Here is a 19480-nt window from a genome sequence, read left to right as displayed (position 1 = left end):
TTGGGAGTGCGACGTTTTTTTGCCAAGGATCGATATGACCAGCCTCAATACCCAAGCCTCATTTGTTCCCGGACGCCTGGAGCAGATGTCCACCCGCATCGCCTTTTTCATTGCCGGTCTTGGCATCGCCGCCTGGGCGCCGCTGGTGCCGTATGCCAAGGCACGGGCCGGGCTCGACGAAGGGACGCTCGGGTTGTTGCTGTTGTGCCTGGGTGTGGGCTCGATTCTGGCGATGCCGATAGCTGGCCTGCTCGCCACGCGTTTCGGCTGCCGTCGGGTGGCAACCGGGGGGACGTTGTTGATTTGCGCGGCGTTGCCGTTGCTGGCCACCGTGTCGTCAATACCGGCATTGATCGCCACGCTGTTCATGTTCGGCGCGGGCCTGGGCACGGTGGACTCGACGGTGAACCTGCAAGCGGTGATCGTCGAGCGGGCCAGCGGCAAGAACATGATGTCGGGGTTTCACGGGATGTTCAGCCTCGGCGGGATTGTCGGCGCGGCGGGTGTCAGCGCCCTGCTCGGCTTGGGTCTGTCGCCGTTGGGGGCGATGGCGGTGGTGATCGTGGTTCTGGTGCTGGCCTTGCTCAAAGCCGCGCCGCACCTGTTGCCTTACGGCAGCGAAAGCTCGGGACCGGCCTTTGCCGTGCCCCATGGCATCGTGCTGTTTATTGGCGGCATGTGTTTCATCGTGTTCCTGGCCGAAGGCGCGGCGCTCGACTGGAGCGCGGTGTTCCTGGCGCAGGAACGCGGGATTGACACGGCGTATGCGGGGCTCGGTTACGCGGCGTTTGCGCTGACCATGACCGCCGGACGGCTGACCGGGGACCGGATTGTCCGGCATCTGGGCGCGACGCGGGTGATGGTGTTCGGCGGCCTGATGGCGGCGGCGGGTTTGGCATTGGCGACGTTTGCGCCGGCCTGGGAGGCGGCACTGGTCGGGTATGCGTTATTGGGTGCGGGCTGCTCGAACATCGTGCCGGTGCTGTACACCGCGGTCGGGAAACAGACGGTCATGCCTGAGCACATTGCAGTGCCGGCCATTACCACATTGGGCTACGCAGGAATTCTCGCGGGCCCGGCAGTGATCGGCTTTATCGCCCATGGCAGCAGCTTGAGTTTTGCCTTCGGGTTGATGGCGGTGTTGCTGGTGGCGGTAGCCATTGGCGGGAAAGTGTTGAAGGTTTGAAAGCTTCGCGGGCAAGCCTCGCTCCTACAGGTTCGGTGGTCCCTGTAGGAGCGAGGCTTGCCCGCGAATGAAGGCGACTCGGGCTATCAGAACCCGACGCTGGCCTGCACAAAGAACGTGCGCGGCGCACCGACGTACATCCCCGAGTTGTTGTCGCTGGAGCGGGTGAAGTACTGCTTGTCGAAGATGTTTTTTACCCCGGCCCCGACCTTCAGATTCGACAACTGCGCGCCGAAGTCATACCCACCGCGCACGTTCCAGGTTACGTAGCCCGGAATGTCGCCGTACTGACCATCGGCGGAGCCTTCGGTGATGTAGTTGTTGGTGAAGCTGCCGTCGGCGTTCACCGCAACACCCGGTGAGCGCTGCTTGGACTGGGCAAACGCGTCGAGGTTGTAGGTCCAGCGGTTGATGTCGTAACGCAGGCCGGCGGTCGCCACCTGGCGCGAATAGAACGGCAGGTCACGGCCCTTGAAGCCTGGAATTTCACCTTCATACACGGCTCGGGTGTAGGTGAACCCGGCGTTGGCGGTCAGGCCGTCGAGCCGTGGGTCCAGTGCCGCCATGTTGTAGTGCACCGACGCCTCGATGCCCTGGTGCGTGGTCGCGCCGAGGTTGGTCCAGCCCGCGTCATTGCTGATGTATTGCAACTCTTTATCGAAGTCGATGTAGAACGCCGTCAACTCGCCGCCCCACACCTCATTGTTGTAGCGCGTGCCGACTTCATAAGTCTTGGCCTTTTCTGGCTCCAGGCCATTGGCGGGTTCATCCCCCGTGCCACCCTGACCCAGCTGGAAATACTGCAGACTGCCGAACGAGGTTTCGTAGTTGGCGAACAGCTTCCACTCCTCCGACAAGTGATACATCACGCTCAGGGCAGGCAGTGGCTCGTTGCTTTCGATGCTGCGGTTTTTCTCCGGTACACGTCTGCCGGCGGTGTCGAGCACGGCGCGGTCGTGCCAGTCGGTGCTGATGTGTTCGAAGCGGATGCCGGGCGTAATCGTCCAGTTACCGACGTCGATCTTGTTGTCGACGTACACCGAGTTGGCTTCAGTGCCGCCGGTACGATCCTGGTACACATGGCCGTCCGAACCAGGACGAATCACTGGCTCGTTGTTGACCAGCGCCAGGCGGCTCGCCTGCTCGTGCATGCCCTCCTTGAGGTAGCGATAACCGACACTGACTTCCTGGGTGGTCGGGCCGACGTCAAACACACGGGACACCCGCGGTTCTATACCGAAGGTGTAATACGTGCGCGGGAACGAGCCCAGGGTTTGCTGATTGCGAGCCGCAATATTGCTGCCACGGAAGCTGTCGGTGTAGTACGTCAGCACTTCGGCCTGAGTGCGATCATCGAGCTGCCGCGTCCACTTGAACGAGACATCCTTGCGGCGCCCGCTGAAGTTGTCGTTATTGCGGTCGGACTGAAACGGATTGGCGTCGTACTGTGCCTGGGTCAGGCCGCCGGGCATGTCGGCGCTGGCGTCGTAGTAGTGAAAGTTGAGGCTGAAATCGTCGACATCGGTGGGCGCCCAGTGCGTCTTGAGCATCACGTCGTCGATGTCATTGCCGTTGTTGCGCTCGCGGTAACCGTTGCCGTTCACGCCGGAATACAACAGCGCCATGCCGATGCCATTGTCGGCGGTGCCGCCGAGGAATGCGGTGTCGATGTGCTTCCAGCCGCCGTGCTGGGACGTTTCCAGGGTGGTGCCGATTTCGCCGGTGGCTTTTTCCGGGATCGCGCGCGTCACGAAGTTGATCACGCCACCGACGTTCTGCGGTCCATACCGCACGGAACCGGCGCCGCGCACCACGTCGATGCTGTCGAGGTTGCCGGAGGAAATCGGTGCCATGGACAGTTGCGGCTGGCCGTAGGGCGCGAAGGCTGCCGGTATGCCGTCGATCAGCACGGTGGAGCGTGGCGACAGGCGCGAGGTCAGGCCGCGCACGCCGACGTTCAGGGAAATGTCGCTGCCGCCGGTGCCGTTGGCGTCCTGCACTTGCACGCCGGGCACGCGCTTCAATACGTCGCCGACGTTCATGGCACCCTGCTCGACCATCGCTTCGCGGCGGATCACGGTACGTGCGCCGGGATGGTTCTGCACCACCGCCGCGTCGGCATCGCCGAGCCAGTCGCCGACCACTTTGATGTCGGTCATGCCCAGCTCGATCGGGCCGGCCGTTGCTGAAGTCGGCGCCGGCATCAGGGTCACCGAGCCTTGATCGATCTGGTATTGCAGGCCGCTGCCTTGCAGCAATTGGCGCAAGGCCTGTTCCGGCGAGAGATCGCCGTCGACGGCGGGGGCCTGTTTGCCGGCCACCAGCTCAGGACTGAAGAAAACCTGCAACGACGTTTGCTGACCCAGCTCACTCAAGGCCTGGCCCAACGGTTGCGCGGGAATATGAATGCCGTCGGCGGCAAATGCCTGGGGAAGCGCGGCACTGACGGCCAGCGCGAGCGCAAGCCGCAGCCAAGGTGACTTATTGTTTTTAGCGGTGGTTTTCTTCACGTCGAACATTGTCCTGTAGATCGCAAGAGTGTGCGGCTGTTAATGCAAACCAGTTGCAGTTGGACAAGAAGACGAAGAACTCAAAAAAAACCTGAATTGGTTTGGAAATTAATTGGAAATTATTTCCTGACTGCCGTCATCGAGGGTCCGCACGGCCACCGGCAGAATGCTCGGCAAGGCCTTGATCAGCGCGTCGGTGTTGTCGGCTTTGAACACGCTGGTCAGGCGCAGATTGCCCACTTTGTCGTTGCCGACCGTCAGTGGCTTCTCGCGGTAGCGCGAGACTTCTGCGGCGACATCGGCAAGGCTGGCGTTGTTGAACACCAGTTTGCCGCTGCGCCACGCGGTCAGTTCCGCCGGATTGACCGCATAAGCGGCGGCAACCACGCCTTTGGCATCGACACGAGTACCGAGGCCGGCGGTGAGGCTGATCACATCAGGTCCCTGCCCCTGAACCTTGACCGTGCCCTGCTCCACCGCCACCCGGGTTTCGGTCAGTTCGCGGCGCACATCGAAACGCGTGCCGGTGACCGTCACCTTGCCGCTACCCGCCTCGACCACGAAGGGCCGGCGGCTGTCATGCTCGACGCTGAACAGGGCCTCGCCCTCCATCAGTTCGATGCCGCGACGGTCCTTTTCATAACGCACCAGAACGCGGCTGCGACTGTTCAGGTCGATCACCGAACCGTCGGGCAACGCCACATGACGACGCTCGCCCAAGGCAGTGGAATAGTCGGCCGTGTAGGTCGTCGGGTGATTCAACCCGCTGAACAACCCCAAGCCGAGCGCCACGGCCAGCACACTGGCCGCCACCGCATAACGCACCAGCGGCTGACGCTTGCGACGTGCCGGCGGCGTTTCGCACAGGGCTTGCAGACGCTTGGCGGGCAGCAGATCGGCGGCCGTCCACAAGCCCTGCAGCACCTGGAATTCGTCGCGATGTTGGGGATGTTCAGCCAGCCAGGCTTCGAAACGCCGATACGCTTCGACGTCCACGGCCGGTTCCTGCAAACGCACAAACCAGCGCACCGCATCGTCGCGCACCGTTGTTTGCCCGCACGCACAATCACGAGTATCCATCATGGAAGTTCCTGTTTGGCTGGGGATGAGAAAGCGCGGCCGATCATGGGTGCAGTCCGTCGAGGCGGTCGCGCAGATGCCGCAAGGTGCGGATCATATACTTTTCCACCATGTTCTTGGACAGACCCAGGCGTTCGGCGATTTCCGCCTGGGTCAGGCCTTCGATCTTCTGCCAGACAAAGACTTTTCGGCAGTTAACCGGCAGCTCGCAGAGCGCCCGTTCGATGGAATCAGCCAACTGGATCGCCTGCATGAAATGCTCCGGGTCACCGGACGACGACCCACTGTGATCAACCGCCTCCGACTCCATGGCGCCCCGCCGGTCCTCACGCCGATAACCATCCACCGCGATATTGCGCGCGGTCTGGTGCAAATAGGCCCGAGGTTGTTCCACCGCCGACGAATCGGACTCAAGCACCCGCACGAAGGTGTCGTGCGCCAGGTCCTCGGCCTGCTGACGATTTCTCAGGCGACGGGTCCAGGTGCCAACCAACTCTTCGTAATGCTCGAAAAAGCCGTGTCTGCGGGGCAACTTGGGGGTCATTGCAGTGTGCTGTGGAGACGGGGCGTGAATAGTAATGCTTCCTATTAATGGGAAGCAATGGATTCCACATCGCCAGGTTTGCCGTTAGTCACCCAAAGGAGCATTTCAAATCAGAATTGATTTTGTGGCGAGGGAGCTTGCTCCCGCTGGGTTGCGCAGCAGCCCCAAGATTTTCGCAATGCATGCAAATCTTGTGAGTGCTGCGCACTCAAGCGGGAGCAAGCTCCCTCGCCACAGGGGCGGTGCTTACTTCGGCACGTCGACGTTATCCATCATCCGGTTCACCGCCAGTTCCGCTTGCATGATGATCTGCTGGATCCCCAGCGCCGTATGCCGATGCGGGCCTTCCAGGTACGCCGCGAAATCAGCAGTCATGACGCTGGCCGAGGCCAGTGATTCGCAGGTGTGCGCCAGCAGGTCTTCGTCTTTGATGTCCGGTGCAATCATGAACATGGTGCTCGGTTTTCGAATGACCAGGATTTTGAGGGCGGCGGGGTTGAGGTAATGGTCGAGGGCGCGTTCGGCGGCTTCGTGGAGCTTCTTTGAATCGAGTGATTCGTAGGGGGATGCCGGATCAGTGTCTGGCGGGTTTGGAGTCACTTTGCACATATGCCTTTCTTCCTTAATGGGCAGCCACACCTCGCTACTAATACAAGGGGTGGCGGCTGTACGCAGGTTAGTAGACCGGGGAAAGAAGGCAAAGCCGGCGCGCCCGAGGGCGCCCTGCGCACAGCCACCATCAGGGACAGGCATTGGAACACCTGTCTGACAGACGCTTGTGCAGCCTTCAAACCTTCGGGCTACTAAACCCGATCACTGGGTATCAGTGACGGGGACCAAGTTACCGAGGGGGTCCAAAGCGCACAAGACGGCGGATTCTGGCGTAGTCGTAGGCAATGGCGCAAGGCGCTGTAGCTTTCAGGAAGTAACCTTAAACGCCTTTAAACATGTACTCCAAACAGGCAGCAGACTCACTCCCACAGTTGATCGAGTTGTCGGACGAACGCTGTTACCGGTGATGTCACCAGAAGCAATAAACCAGCGCCACGGCAGCGGCAATACCAAACGCTCCCAGCGCCTTTGCCGGCAAGTATCCGGTCAATCGTTGCAAGGACGCGTCCGACAGCACTGCGTGGTCATCGCGGTGGGGCATGATCGCCCGGTAGGTGTATCGAAAGCCGATCAACAAAAACAGCAAGATCACGCCCAAGGCCAACCCGCGAGTAATAGCCGGCTTGATCAAAGGCGCAGGGGTGTCTTCCAGGCAAGCGGCGCTGTCAACTTCCACGACCGTGATTCGCCCGAAATCCGTGGAGGGTCGCTGTTCGCCTCTAAGGATCGACGCCTGTTGTTCCAGATCCAGCGCCTGATATTTCCAGAGCGTTGATGACCCTTCCCGGCAGTAGGTGAACGCTGCAGGATTGGAGGCGGCAATAATACACGCGTCATTGATGCCGATTTTTTTCAGGGTCTCGACAGCTGGTCGTGTGAAGTCCAGGTCGAGGACAGGAATAACCCCGGTGGCAGACACCGCAGTCGAAACCAACAGGCTCCCGGTAGCGCAGAGGGCTGAAATTTTCAAGGTTGGGTGCCCCTTGTTTTGCACTGTTTTTGTTGTTTGAGCGCGGCTGCAACCTGCCTTCCGACGTCTAAAATTCTAGTTGAACCTCTATGACTTGCGACCAATCGACCCTCAAATCTGGCCGAAAAAATCTGCTTCCCGGCCATACAAACGGCTGCGACGACTTTCAGAGTGCATGGATGACGATTGAGAAGTTCAACGAAGACCTGCGCCAGGCCCGCCTCGAACTGACCGTCGCAACGGCGGCCGTCATGGAGCTGGTCCGCTCGGGGAAGGCGTTCGGGGATGAATGGGACGCTGCGGTCGCGCGCGAGCGCAAAGCCTTTCAGAAAATGCATTGGGTGCTGGATAGCCCCTTGGCTCCCCGGGTCGATAAAAAGTCAGATCCGTAGTGGTTCGAAGACCCGGTTAATTGCTCATACCGACTTCTATGGTGATGCCTTGTGGGAGCGGCTGGCGGTTGGATCAGTGCTTGCGCAGCCACTCGATAAACAGCGCAAACAATTCCGACTGTGAACCGATGTTCAACTTCAGATAAAGGTTCTTGCGGTGCATGCGCACCGTCTCCGGCGAGATGCTCATCTGGCTGGCCGTGGATTTCACGGAGTGCCCCCGCAGCACCATGTGCGCCACTTCCCGCTCGCGCTCGGTCAGCAAGTCGCAGCCGAACTGCTCGAAGGCAGACTGCACACGTTGTTTGAGATCGTCACGCACGCCCTCATTGACGGCGCTGAGCTGCAAGCCCCGGCGGCTGAACTCGCTGATGAATTCGCGTACCAGCGGCTCCACCGCCCGCAGCAGGTTCAGCTGTTCAAGCCGCAGACTTTCCCCGCCGAAGCCTTGAAACAGGCTCACCGACACCTGGGTGTCATGGCCGGTATCGACAATGTAAAAACTGTCTTCCGAACTCCCGGCCTTCAAGTAGTAAGTCTTGTAGTACTCACTGTCGAAGAAGTTGTCCGGGGCAATGTCCTCCAGGTGATAAAACCCTTGCGCCAGCCCCTGCTCCACCGCCAGGCAAAACGGGTCGAGCAGGTAGCCCCCGGAAAAATAGCGGTCGATGATCGACTCCCGGTATTTTTCCGGGATGCCCCGCTGATACAACAATTGTGGCGGGCGGTCCTTGTGTTCCAGGCTGATCATCACCGATTCGATTGCCACCAGATGCCCGAAGGCCGACGCCAAAAAGCTCAGCGCGTCGGGCTCATCGATATGGGCGAAGGCCTGGCGCATTTCGCCGTGCCATTTATGCAAGGCGCCGAAGGGCAAGGCGATCAATGTGTCATCGTTTGGTTTGCTCATGCCCCGCAGTCTAGCGGGTGAACCGGCACCTGATAACCGCGGATTCGACGAACTCATTGCCCGAAATACAGGCCGTTCTGCTCAAGTTCGCCCGCCACTTCAAGAATGCACACCCGCAGGGTCTCGACGATTTCATCCACTTGAGCGCACGACAGGATCAGCGGCGGCGACATGACATTGAGGTGCATGATCGGCCGCACCAGCAGCCCCCGGGCCTGCGCCCTGGAGTGAATCATCTCGCCGATGTTGATCTCGTCGGCGAACAACGCCTTGGTGCGTTTATCGGCCACGAACTCCACGCAGGCCATGAACTTCTGGCAGCGCACATCGCCCACCAGCGGCAAGTCGCTGAGTGTGGCCAGACGCTGTTCCAGATACGCGCCGACCACGTCGACATGCTCCAGCAGGTGTTCGCGCTCGATGATCTCGATGTTTTTCAGTGCCGCCGTGCAGCAGACCGGGTGGCCGCTGTAGGTGAAGCCGTGGGTGAAGCAACGGCCCTTGCCGGGCTCGGCAATCACTTTCCAGATACGGTCGGAAAAAATGCACGCGCCCAACGGCAAGTAAGCCGACGTCAGCCCCTTGGCCGTGGTGATGATGTCCGGCTGAACATCGAACACCTCATACGAGGCGAAGAACTTGCCCAGGCGCCCGAACGACGTCACCACCTCGTCGGCGACAAACAGAATGTCGTAGCGCTGGCAGACTTCCCACATGCGTTTCAGGTAACCCTTGGGCGGAATGATCACGCCGCCGGAGCCCATGATCGGCTCGGCAAAAAAGCCCGCGACCTTGTCTGCGCCGATGGACAGGATCTTGTTTTCGAACTCCTTGATCAGAAACTCGAGAAACTGCGTCTCGTCCATGCCATCCGGCGCCCGGTAAGGATTTGGGTTGGAGACGTGGTGAATCTTGTCGTTGGCGTAATCGAATTCCGGCACACGGTCGGCGGCCTTGTTGCCGATCGACATGGTCAGTGTGGTCGAGCCGTGATACGCGTTGAAACGGGCGATGACGTGCTTCTTTTCCGGTTTGCCACGGCAGTTCTGATAGTACTGAATCAACCGGTAAGCGGTGTCCACGGCAGTGGATCCGCCGGTGGTCAGGAACACGTGATCGAGGTCACCGGGGGCAAGGCTGGCGAGTTTCTCGCATAACTGGATGGCGACGTTATTCGACATGTCGGAAAACGGGTTCGAGTACGCCAGTTGCCGGACCTGGTCGGCAATCGCCAGCGCCATTTCCTCTCGGCCCAACCCAATGTTCGTGCACCACATGCCGCCCACCGCATCGAGAAAGCGGTTGCCCTGGGTGTCGTAAATATAAGCGCCGTCACCGGCCACAATGTTCAGCGCACCCTGTTCGGCGTGTTCGTCGAACATGTGATAGCCGTGCATGTAGTGGGCTTTATCAGCTTTGAGCAAATGGGCGTTATCAACGCTCGACAGCATTTTCTGAGTTGGAGTAGCCATACACAAACCTCAAACCAAAGGGGGTAAACGATCAAATCCCGCTCTTCACCGTGCTCCAGACCCGAGTCATGGCACGCATCTCTTTTGCATCCTGGGTTTTTTGCGGAAACAGCCGCTGGCGGGTTTCGTCATCGGGATAAATCGCCGGGTTATTGCGCACATCGGCGTGCACTAACGGTGTGGCCGCCGCGTTGCTGTTGGCGTAGTGAATGAAGTCCGTCACGTCGGCCATGACTTGTGGCTGCATCAAGTAATCGAGGAACGTGTGGGCGTTGGCCACGTGGGGCGCATCGGCGGGGATGTACAGGTTGTCGAACCAGATCAGCGAACCTTCCTTGGGAATGAAATAGGCCAGCTTGATCTTCAGTTTGGCTTCTTCGGCGCGAGCCATGGCGGTCGCGTAATCGCCGGACCAGGTCATGGCCATGCACACATCGCCATTGGGCAGGCTGGTCAGGTAGTTGACCGAGTCGAACTTGCGGATGTACGGCCTGACCGACAGCAGCAAATCCTGGGCGGCCTTGAGGTCCTCCGGCGCGGCGCTTCGCGGGTCGCGCCCCAGGTACTTCAGCGCCAGTGGAATGACTTCAGTGGGCGCATCGACCAGGGTCACGCCGCAATCGGCGAAGCGCGAGACGATTTTAGGGTCGAAGATCATCGCCAACGAGCCAATCGGCGCGTCCGGCATGCGCTCCTTGATTTTGTCGACGTTGTACGTGATGCCATTGCTGCCCCAGGTATAGGGCGCCGAGTACAGCGTGCCTGCATCGAACCCCTGCAAGTCCTGCAAGACTTTCGGGTCCAGGTTGGCCCAGCCTGGCAGCAACTTTTTGTCGAGCGGCTGGAACACTTTGGCTTTGATCAGCGGTGGTGCGAGGGAGGCGTTCAACACCACCAGGTCATAGCCGGAGTGACCTGTGAGTAACTTGGCCTGAACCGTTTCATAGGCATCAAAGGTGTCGTAGATCACCCGGATGCCGGTGGCTTTCTGAAAGTCGGCAATGGTTTTTTCGCCAATGTAATCCGCCCAGTTATACAGCCGCAGCGTGTGGCTATCGTCCACTTCGGCGCCGTGGACGGCTGCCGACAGCGGCACAATCAACGCACCAAGCATCACCAAGAAGGCCTTGCGCATAGCAAATTCACCTTATCAAGCGAGTTCCGATCTGGATGAGCGGATGAATCCACTATTGGTCGATTCAGCCAACCGCGCCATACCCCGAATGGGTGTGTGGGCCGGTTTGTGGCGCTCGCGACGGCCGACATGGCAAAAAGCGGCAGTTTCGTTGACTGGTTTTGTCATAGATCCGGCGCCGGTCCCGCGCTTAGAGTGCCGTTCATAGCGATCACCCAGGGCACGTACATGAACGACCTGATCAAACAAGAACGAAACGAAGGCGTACTGACGCTCACCTTTGACCGCCCCGACAAGCTCAACGCGCTGAATAATCGCATGTACACGCAGCTGGCCGATCTGTTGCTGGCCGCTGATGAAGACGCTGAAATCGGCGTGATCATTGTCACCGGTGGCGACACCTGCTTTACCAGTGGCAACGACCTGACGGACTTTCTCCAGCATCCGCCGACCGATCTGGATAGCCCGGCGTTTCGCCTGATGCGCGTGGTGATCCACCTGCAAAAACCGTTGATCGCGGCGGTCTGCGGAGCGGCCATCGGCATCGGCACCACCCTGCTGCTGCATTGCGATCAGGTGCTGGTCACGCGCAATGCCCGGTTGCGCATGCCGTTCGTGAACCTGGGCCTGTGCCCGGAGTTCGGCGCCAGTCTGCTGCTGCCGCGCCTGCTCGGTCATGCCCGGGCGGCGCGCTTGCTGCTGTGGGGCGACAGCCTGGACGGTACCGCCGCCGTCGCGTGTGGATTGGCCAACGAACTGTTCGACGACGGGCCACAGTGCCTGGCGGCCGCCGAGCGCATGGCTCGTCGCCTGCTGGCGTTCCCCCAGGAATCCCTGCGTCAGACCCGGCAACTGCTCAAGCAGACGTCCATGCTGGAACTGCAAGCCACCATTCGCCAGGAGAACTTGCTGTTCATCAAGCGCCTGACCACCCCTGAAGCGCAGGCAGCGTTGAACGCACTGGTTAATCGCAGCACTGAAAAGAACCCATCTACAGGAAAGCCTTCATGAACACCCCAGACGTATTTGTTGTCAGCGCCGCACGCACCGCCATCGGCTCCTTTGGTGGCTCGCTCAAAGATGTCCCGCTGGCCGATCTGGCGACCACGGCCGTCAAGGCCGCCCTCGAGCGCTCCGGCGTGGACCCGGCGCAAATCGGCCATCTGGTGATGGGCAACGTGATCCCGACCGAGACCCGAGACGCGTACATTTCCCGGGTCGCCGCGATGAACGCCGGTATCCCCAAGGAAACCCCCGCCTACAACGTCAACCGCCTCTGCGGTTCCGGCCTGCAAGCCATCATCAGCGCGGCCCAGACCTTGCTGCTGGGCGACGCCGAGATTGCCATCGGCGCCGGTGCCGAGTCCATGAGCCGTGGCCCGTACCTGATGCCGTCCGCTCGTTGGGGCGCGCGCATGGGCAACGTCCAGGCCATCGACTACATGCTGGGCATCCTGCACGACCCGTTCCATGGCATCCATATGGGCATCACCGCCGAAAACATCGCCGAGCGCAACGGCATCACCCGCGACATGCAAGACGCCCTAGCCCTGGAAGATCAAAAACGCGCGGCGTTCGCCATCGCCAATGGCTACTTCAGTGAGCAGATCGCAGCGGTCGAAATCCGTGGCCGCAAGGAAACGACGCTGTTCAGCATCGACGAGCACCCGCGTTCCACTTCCCTGGAACAACTCGCGCAGATGAAGCCGGCGTTCAAGAAGGACGGTTCAGTCACGGCCGGCAATGCCTCGGGCCTGAACGACGGCGCTGCGGCACTGGTCATGGCCACTGGCAGCGCGGTGCAGGTCAACAATCTTCGCCCGCTCGCTCGCCTGGTCAGCTATGCCCAAGCCGGTGTTGAGCCAGAACTGATGGGCCTGGGCCCGATTCCCGCCACGCGCCTGGCACTCAAACGCGCAGGCCTGACCGTGGCTGATATGGACGTGATCGAAGCCAACATCGCCTTCGCCGCCCAGGCCTGTGCGGTCAGCCAGGAACTGGACCTAGACCCGGCCAAGGTCAACCCGAATGGCTCGGGTATTTCCCTCGGTCACCCAGTGGGCGCGACCGGCGCAATGATTGCCACCAAAGCCATTCACGAACTGCAGCGCATCAACGGGCGATATGCGCTGGTGACCATGTGCATTGGCGGTGGTCAGGGAATTGCGGCGATTTTTGAGCGAGTTTGAGTGTTAGAACGACGGTGATTGAATGTGGGAGCGAGCCTGCTCGCGAATGCGGTGTATCAGGCGAGAATGTTCTCGACTGTATCGCCGCTATCGCGAGCAGAATCGCTCCCACAAGGTCTTGCGTTTCAGATGTTTTTCTCGTCGATCCCAGCTTGTAACGATTGGCTGTCGTAATGACCGCCCAGGGTAACAGGACCGAGTTTGATGCTGTGCTCACCCGGGTTTGTAACGACCGGTTTACCGGCTTCACCTTCTGCCTTTTCAGGCAAATCCAGACCGGCGTTGACCCCGTAATCACGGTTGCTCACGGTGGCAGTGGTGACTTTGGAACCACCGAGACCCACGCGGCCGTCAGTCGATGCAATCCGTGCACCGCTCAGTTGCGTGGCGCCGCCCACCTTCAGATTCACACCCTGGCTGCCACTGATACCGGAAGCCTGGCCGACGCTGTCCTTATGCGCGTAACCGCCATCTAATTTCAGTGTCGGCTTGTAGTCAGTCCCGCCCGGTTTGGTGTTCTCGGCCACTTTGTCCTTGTCGGCTGGTGCAGCCTTCTTGCCTGTCAGGCCGAGGTCAATATCAACCTTGGCGCTAGTCTGGCTGTCCTGGCGACTTTCCACGCTCAGGTCACCGCCGACCTTGCCGCTGACGGTCGTCGCATCAATCCGCGCACCCGCCAGACGAGTATCACCCACGCTGTTCAACACCACGTTGTCAGCCTTGATCTGGCTGTTCTGCTGGATCGTGCCTTGCAGGTAATCCACGCCGACCTTGGCCCCGGCATTGAAGCCGTGATCACTTGTGGCGACGTGCTTTTCATCCGCGACGACCGGTGTGCTGTTGCTCAGGTTGCCGCCGGCATTCAGTGCCACATTCCAGTTTGTGCGGTTCTGTGTGGACTCGGCCGACGCCTGGAGGATGCCGCCGCTCTGCGCATCGAGGCTGACGCTCGGGGCGCTGACCTGGGTGCCTTGCAGGTGGATCGCGTCACCACCGAGGGCGATGTTGCCCTGGCTGTTGAGCTGTCCACCGGTCAAAGTCCGTGTCGTTTCGTTGACCCGACCGATGTTGAAATTGCCGCTCACGTTGCCGCCCTGGTCAGCACTTATCTCCGTGCTGGTTTTGCTGCCGCCCACCTTGAGGCCGCCGCCGAGGTTGCTGCCGGTCGCGGTGTGGGTGTCGGTTGCCGCTTGCAGGTCGAGTTGGCCGCCAGCCTTCAGGTCAATGCCGCCCCGCGTGTCGACCTTCGTCCCTTGCAGGATCTGATCGCCACCGCTGCTCAACAGCACCGGACCTTTACCCTGAATACTCGACACCTGCGCCTGGCTGTCCCGGGTTTGTTTGCCGGTGTGATCGAGCTGGAAACCCGCACCCAGATCGACATTGGTGCCGTTGGTGCCCGGCGCAGTGCCGACGTTCAACGAGCCGTTGCCGCGTAGGCTGGTGGTGTCGTTGCTCTGGCGGTCAGTGGCCTGATTCAGCGCCAGGTCACCGCCGGTCTTGATCGAGACACCGCCCTGCCCGCCATCGAAATGGCTGCCTTCGAACTGACCATCGCCACGCAGGTTGATGGTCACCCCTGTGCTGCCGGCATAGCTGCCGACGACAGCGGTGGACGTGTCCTTGCGCGTCTGGCTGCTGCCACCCGCACCGCTGCCGGCGACGTTCACGTCCTCACCGGTCTTGGTATAGACCCGCACGTCAGCCTTGGCGTCCAGCGCCTGATCGGTGCTGCGGCGGGTGTTATTCGCGGCGGTCGCCACCAAGGTATCGGCGTTGATATTGACCTTGCCCGCGCTCGCCTGGTACTGAGCGCCCTGATCCTGCAACGTCCCGGCCACGTTCATGTCCACGGTGCCGCCCTTGAACTGGCTGACCACGGCGGTGCTGGCTTGCTCGGTATGGCTGGCGCTCTGATGACCGATCGCAACGTCGATGCCGACGTTGGGTTGACCGAGGTTGGCCAGCGCATCCTTGTCCGGCACCTTGCCGGCCAGCACATCCTTGACCGCTCCGGCGATCGGCCGGGCGATGTCCTTGTACTCGACGTTGGCGCCGATGTCCGCTGACCAGTTGCTGTCTTTGTGGGTGCTGCTGTCGGTGTTGTGCGCAGCGCGATTGTCCACCTCGACGGCAGCGACATTCAGGCCTTTGCCGGCATCCAGACGCGTGCCTTCGGTGGTCAGTTTGCCGGTGTTGATGTTCAGGTTGCCGCTGCTCTGCACGCTGCTGGTTTGCGCGGTGGTTGTGCCAGTGGTGTCTTGCGAGGAGGTGTGCGCGAAATCGATGCCACTGCCGGCGCGGTCGAGGCCGCCGGTGTAGTAGAAGCCGCCGCTGGTGCTGGTTTTATCGGTCGAGGTGCTGTGGCTGTTCTGCTCGGCCAGCAGCGAGACGTTCTTGCCGGTCAGCGTCGCGTCGCCGTGTGTGGCGTTGACCTCGGCGCCTTTGAGCGTCAGGTCGCCGCCCGCCGCCAGTTGCACAGTGCCGCCGCTGAGGCTTGAGCCCTGCTGCTTGATGTCGTTGCCGGTCACGGTTCTCTGCTTGTCTTCGTAATGCACACCGGCACGATACTGCCCGGCGTCCGGGCTGTTTTCCCTGGCGTAGGCATCGAAGCCACGCGTCTCGGTGGTTGTGCTGCTGTCGCGAGTGTCTTGCGCGGAATGCACCTTCACATCCCCCGCCGCGTCTGCACTCAGGTTGCCGCCAGCCTTGACCGTGGAACCGGCCACCTCAATGTCCTTGGCGCTCTTGAGCCTAAGGTTGCTGTCCGAGGTCAGCTCGCTGCGCACCGTGCTGCTGTCCTTGGCGTTCTGCCGGGTTTCGTCCTTGGTGATGCCGAAGAACTTGCTGTCCTTGTCGTGGCTGTTGGTGTGAGAAGTGTCCTGTACGCCATCGATCACCAGCGAACCCTTGTCGCTGATGACGCTCGATTCGGTGCCGCCGCGCACCTGGCTGCCGCTGATCCGCACGTCGTCCGCCTTGACGATCAACTTGCCGGCCGCGTTGATTTTGCTGCCCTGGTTCTGGGTCTTGCCCTGATCGGCGTCGCCGGTCTTGCCAAAGAAACCGCCGCCCACCAGATCGCCCGAGTAACGGTTGTCGCTGGTGCGCTGAGTGCGGCTGGCACTGGTGATTTCCACCTGTTTGCCCGCGAGGTGGATGTCAGCGGCGCTGCTCAACTCAGCCCCTTCGGAACGCAATAACGCGGCGGTCTGCAGGGCGATGTTGCCGCCCTCCAAGTGGCTGGTGATGCTGCGCTGCTCTTCGCTGCTGGTGTTCCAATCGGCTTTCCACAAGTGTTTGCGGTGGTTGCCCTGATCGGTCTGGGTGTGGCTTTCGGTGGCGGCGCTCAGGCGTAGATCGCCGCCGCTTTGCACGCTCAGATTGTTCGCCGCTTTGACCTTGGCCGCTTTCAGTTCAGTGTCACCCGCGGACGACAATTGCGCGTCGCGGCTGGCGAGAATCTGGCTGCCGTGCTGGCGTGAATCGCTGTCGGTCTGCGTGCGGTCGTAGGTTTCCCAGGTGATGCCGATGGTGCTGTTGTTCCAGTTTTCGCGCGTCTCCTGGAGACGGCGGCTTTCGACGGTGCTCAAGGTCAAGTTGCGTCCGGCGTCGAGTTTGACGTCGCGGCCACTGACGTCGGCGGCGGCCAGGGTCAGGTCCTTGCTGCTGTGCAAGCGGACGTCACCCTGGCTGCTGCGAACGCCTGCCCGGATTACCTCAAGGCTGTCGGGGACGGCTTGGCCGCTGATGCTCAAATCCCCTGCCGAGCGAATCTGCACGCCCTCGCGACCCGCGACCTGCACCGGCCCGACCCGCACGCCGGCGCCCTCAGCGGTGCTGACGATGTTGATGCGCCCCGCTTGCATGGCGCCAAACAGGCTGGCGTCGATGCGGTGGTCGGTGGTGTTGCCGGCCGGGTCCACGGTTTTCACCTGGCCCGAGGCGTAATCCACCTGATTTCGGCCGACGGTGAGGTTCAGTTGATCCCGAGCGTTGACGTTGCCCTGGCTGTCGATGCGCGGGGCGATCAGGTTGATCGAGCCCTCACGGTTTTGCAGGCCCGCGCCCTGAATCTGCAACGTCCCGGTGGCCTCACGGGTGCTCAGGGCTTGCAGCTTGCCGTCGTTCAATTCGGGACGGCCGACCACCAGATTGGCGTTCGGTGTGTTGATGAAACTGCCGCCGTTCACCGAGATGCCGTTGGGGTTGGCCAACACATAATCGGCGGCGCGGCCGAAGATTTCCTGGGCACCGTTGATGGCCGAGGCGTTGCGGCTGACCACTTCGTTGAGGATCACGCTCGCGGCCTGGCCCTGGAGCTGCGGGTTGGCGGCCAGTTGCCCGGCGAGTTGGGATTGCCCGGCCTGCAAGGCGTTGTTCAACACCAGGCCCTGTCGATCGACGTTGTAATCGAGGAACTGGTTATGCGACAGGCCCGAGCCGTTGGGTGCAACGATATTGACGATCGGCACGCCGCCCTGGGTTTGCAGTTGTGCGGTGCCGCCGGGGCCCGGTGCGACCACCACGCCACCCGCGAGGGCGTTTGGCAGATGGGCAAACAGGAACAGGCTGGCAATCGCCCAGCGCAGTTTTCCCCGAGGGGAAAGATGGAACGCAAATGTTTGTTCAGGCATAGGAACCTCTCAATAAAAGTGCGGCATCACGTTGCGCGTTGGGATGATTGCCGAGGCTGTCGCGCACAGGTCCGACGGCTGAATGTGTGTCGGGTGAGTCGGTGGTCATATCTGCAACCCCACGCGCATCAGCCAGGTTTCTGGCTCATGCCTTAAACCGCTGGGGGTGTTGAGGCTGCGTTGGTAATCGACGTCCACTTGCAGGTTTTTCCAGCTCAGGTTGACCCCGGCGCTGGCCCCGCTCAGGCGTTGCCCCTGGGAGCCGTGGTCGGCCTTGATCCAGCCGTTGTCCAGCCCCAGGCGCGGAGTGACTTGCACCGGCCAATCGCTGCGCAACGGCAGGCGCAAGGTGTTGCGCCAGATCGCGCCGCTGGCACCGGACGCACTGTTGACCCGGTAACCGCGCACGGCGGAATCATCGGTGCCGAGCAGTTGTTCGATGGCCGGCAGCGGATCGGGGCTGTACTGAATGTTCAACTGGCTTTGCCACTGCCATGTCTGCTGACCAAACTGGCCGTTTCGCCATTGGCTGAGACCGGCGCGGTACTTGCGAAACTGCGCCTTGGGCAGGTCGTTGACCTGGCGCTGGGCATCGTCATCGGCACCGAACCAGCGCAGGCCCTGGGCGTAATTGACGTCCAGGTTCCACACGGCGCTGTTGAGCCAGAACAGGCTCAAACCGGCTTCGGCCACGGTCAGGGTCGGGCTCTGGATACCGAGGCGAATGTTCTCCAGATAACTGTCGACGTCCTTGTGGGCCAGTTGCAGGTTGGCGCTGAACTGATGGCTCTGATCGCGCCACAACACCCCGTCGGCGCGCACGCTGAGCTGGTCGGTGATGCCGCTGCTGTGGAATTTCAGGGTACTGAGCTTGAACGGCGCGCGGTATTCGGCATGGCTGGCGAATACGCTGTAGGTCCAGTAACCGTAGGGAATGGCGTAGTAAACGCTGGCGTTGCGGCTGTAGCGATCGCCCCGATTGAGGGTGTCACTGGCACTCACGTTGAGGGCGTCATTGAGCTCCAGCGGACTGTCGAGGCTCAGGCTCAGGGTGTCGCGATCACGCCCGGTGCTGGCGCTGCCGAGGTTGTCGACGCCCAGGCCCAACGCCCAGCGAGACTGGCCGCTGCTGCGCGAACGCAGGATGATCCGCGAGGCGCCGGGCTGCGAGCCGGGGGCTATATCGGCCGTCAGGTCAAGCGAACGCAAGCGGTTCAACTGATCCAGGCCTTGCTCAAGATCGCGCAGGTACAGCGGCTTGCCGAGCATTCCGGGGAAGGCGCCACCGAGGGACACCGGCAGGCGCTGGTCGGCCAGTTCGATGGACTCGACGTAACCTTCATCGACCACGATATCCAGCGATTGCCCGGCGACCGGAGCGCTGCGCAGGTACGGCCGACTGGCGATGTACCCCGCGTCCACATACAGGCCGGTGATGGTCGCCAGCAGATGGTTGATCTGGCCGACGCCCATGCACGACGACAGTTGCGGCTTGATCCGCTCGTCGAGGGTCTTGCTGCTGATCAGGGTGACGCCACCGACACGCGTGCCATTTAGGGGCCAGCAGCGTTCATCGGCGGGCACACTGGCGGGGACGGCCGGCGCGACTGGCGCAGGACCAAAGCTGCCGCGCTCCAGTTGCCGGCGACGCTGCTCCAGTTGCAGCTGTTGCAGATCGCGCTGTTGCTGTTGTTGCTGGCGCAGCACTTCCTGGCCTGGGGCGGAGGGCTCTGCCGCCTGGAGTGTAGAAGCACTCAGGCTCAACAACGAAGCCAACAACAGCGTGCAAGGCGAGCAACAACGGCGAGGCACAACGCGAAACGAATACGGCACTCAACATCCC

14 protein-coding genes are annotated in these 19480 nt (G+C 61.4%); 4 read left to right on the top strand and 10 right to left on the bottom strand.

Annotated features, from left to right (window positions below; translation table 11 throughout):
• Positions 1-34: 34 nt before the first annotated feature.
• Entirely contained in the window at positions 35-1186 is a 1152-nt protein-coding gene (locus HP062_RS30655) for an MFS transporter (RefSeq protein WP_172792512.1), read from the top strand.
• A gap of 86 nt (positions 1187-1272) precedes the next feature.
• Here HP062_RS30655 and HP062_RS30650 read toward each other — a convergent pair whose 3' ends face one another.
• The 5 genes from HP062_RS30650 to HP062_RS30630 all read right to left on the bottom strand — a co-directional run bounded on the left by HP062_RS30650 (position 1273) and on the right by HP062_RS30630 (position 6902).
• Positions 1273-3696: a TonB-dependent receptor gene (locus tag HP062_RS30650; protein ID WP_172792511.1), complete on the bottom strand. Its 2424-nt coding sequence runs from the start codon at positions 3694-3696 to the stop codon at positions 1273-1275.
• 108 nt (positions 3697-3804) lie between these two features.
• The gene (locus HP062_RS30645; protein WP_172792510.1) at positions 3805-4779 is read right to left on the bottom strand and encodes a FecR family protein; all 975 of its coding nucleotides are present in this window, start codon (positions 4777-4779) and stop codon (positions 3805-3807) included.
• Between the two features lie 40 nt (positions 4780-4819).
• Positions 4820-5320 (bottom strand): sigma-70 family RNA polymerase sigma factor, encoded by a 501-nt coding sequence (locus HP062_RS30640; RefSeq protein WP_010458519.1) that lies wholly within the window; start codon positions 5318-5320, stop codon positions 4820-4822.
• A gap of 246 nt (positions 5321-5566) precedes the next feature.
• The gene (locus HP062_RS30635) at positions 5567-5929 is read right to left on the bottom strand and encodes a DUF6124 family protein (protein ID WP_172792509.1); all 363 of its coding nucleotides are present in this window, start codon (positions 5927-5929) and stop codon (positions 5567-5569) included.
• Positions 5930-6341: 412 nt separating this feature from the next.
• Positions 6342-6902 carry a hypothetical protein gene (locus HP062_RS30630; RefSeq protein ID WP_172792508.1) on the bottom strand — a complete coding sequence of 187 codons (561 nt, stop codon included), beginning with the start codon at positions 6900-6902 and terminating at the stop codon, positions 6342-6344.
• 179 nt (positions 6903-7081) lie between these two features.
• Between HP062_RS30630 and HP062_RS30625 the strand changes: the two genes are divergently transcribed.
• Positions 7082-7294 (top strand): hypothetical protein, encoded by a 213-nt coding sequence (locus tag HP062_RS30625; protein ID WP_172792507.1) that lies wholly within the window; start codon positions 7082-7084, stop codon positions 7292-7294.
• 73 nt (positions 7295-7367) lie between these two features.
• Here HP062_RS30625 and HP062_RS30620 read toward each other — a convergent pair whose 3' ends face one another.
• The 3 genes from HP062_RS30620 to HP062_RS30610 are packed head-to-tail and all read right to left on the bottom strand — an operon-like array spanning position 7368 to position 10811.
• Positions 7368-8204, bottom strand: a complete 837-nt coding sequence (locus HP062_RS30620) for a LuxR C-terminal-related transcriptional regulator (protein ID WP_010458507.1) — start codon at positions 8202-8204, stop codon at positions 7368-7370.
• Between the two features lie 53 nt (positions 8205-8257).
• The gene (locus HP062_RS30615; RefSeq protein WP_172792506.1) at positions 8258-9676 is read right to left on the bottom strand and encodes an aminotransferase; all 1419 of its coding nucleotides are present in this window, start codon (positions 9674-9676) and stop codon (positions 8258-8260) included.
• A 31-nt stretch (positions 9677-9707) separates the two neighbouring features.
• A complete protein-coding gene (locus HP062_RS30610; RefSeq protein WP_010458502.1) occupies positions 9708-10811 on the bottom strand; it encodes a polyamine ABC transporter substrate-binding protein in 1104 nt (367 codons plus the stop codon).
• A gap of 228 nt (positions 10812-11039) precedes the next feature.
• Here HP062_RS30610 and HP062_RS30605 point away from each other — a divergent pair, with 228 nt between their 5' ends.
• Entirely contained in the window at positions 11040-11822 is a 783-nt protein-coding gene (locus HP062_RS30605; protein WP_172792505.1) for an enoyl-CoA hydratase, read from the top strand.
• Positions 11819-13000: an acetyl-CoA C-acyltransferase family protein gene (locus HP062_RS30600; RefSeq protein ID WP_172792504.1), complete on the top strand. Its 1182-nt coding sequence runs from the start codon at positions 11819-11821 to the stop codon at positions 12998-13000. Before HP062_RS30605 ends, HP062_RS30600 begins: the two co-directional genes overlap by 4 nt.
• A 125-nt stretch (positions 13001-13125) precedes the next feature.
• On the opposite strand, the gene HP062_RS30595 is transcribed toward HP062_RS30600, so the two are convergent.
• Both HP062_RS30595 and HP062_RS30590 read right to left on the bottom strand, forming a co-directional pair.
• Positions 13126-17637, bottom strand: a complete 4512-nt coding sequence (locus HP062_RS30595) for a hemagglutinin repeat-containing protein (protein WP_172792503.1) — start codon at positions 17635-17637, stop codon at positions 13126-13128.
• Between the two features lie 105 nt (positions 17638-17742).
• Positions 17743-19470, bottom strand: a complete 1728-nt coding sequence (locus HP062_RS30590; protein WP_172792502.1) for a ShlB/FhaC/HecB family hemolysin secretion/activation protein — start codon at positions 19468-19470, stop codon at positions 17743-17745.
• Positions 19471-19480 lie beyond the last annotated feature (10 nt).

This window comes from Pseudomonas sp. B14-6, from assembly GCF_013260315.1.
Taxonomy (GTDB): Bacteria; Pseudomonadota; Gammaproteobacteria; order Pseudomonadales; family Pseudomonadaceae; genus Aquipseudomonas; species Aquipseudomonas mandelii.
The sequence above is the reverse complement of the archived record's forward strand: the minus strand, read 5'-3'. Positions and strand labels throughout refer to the sequence as shown.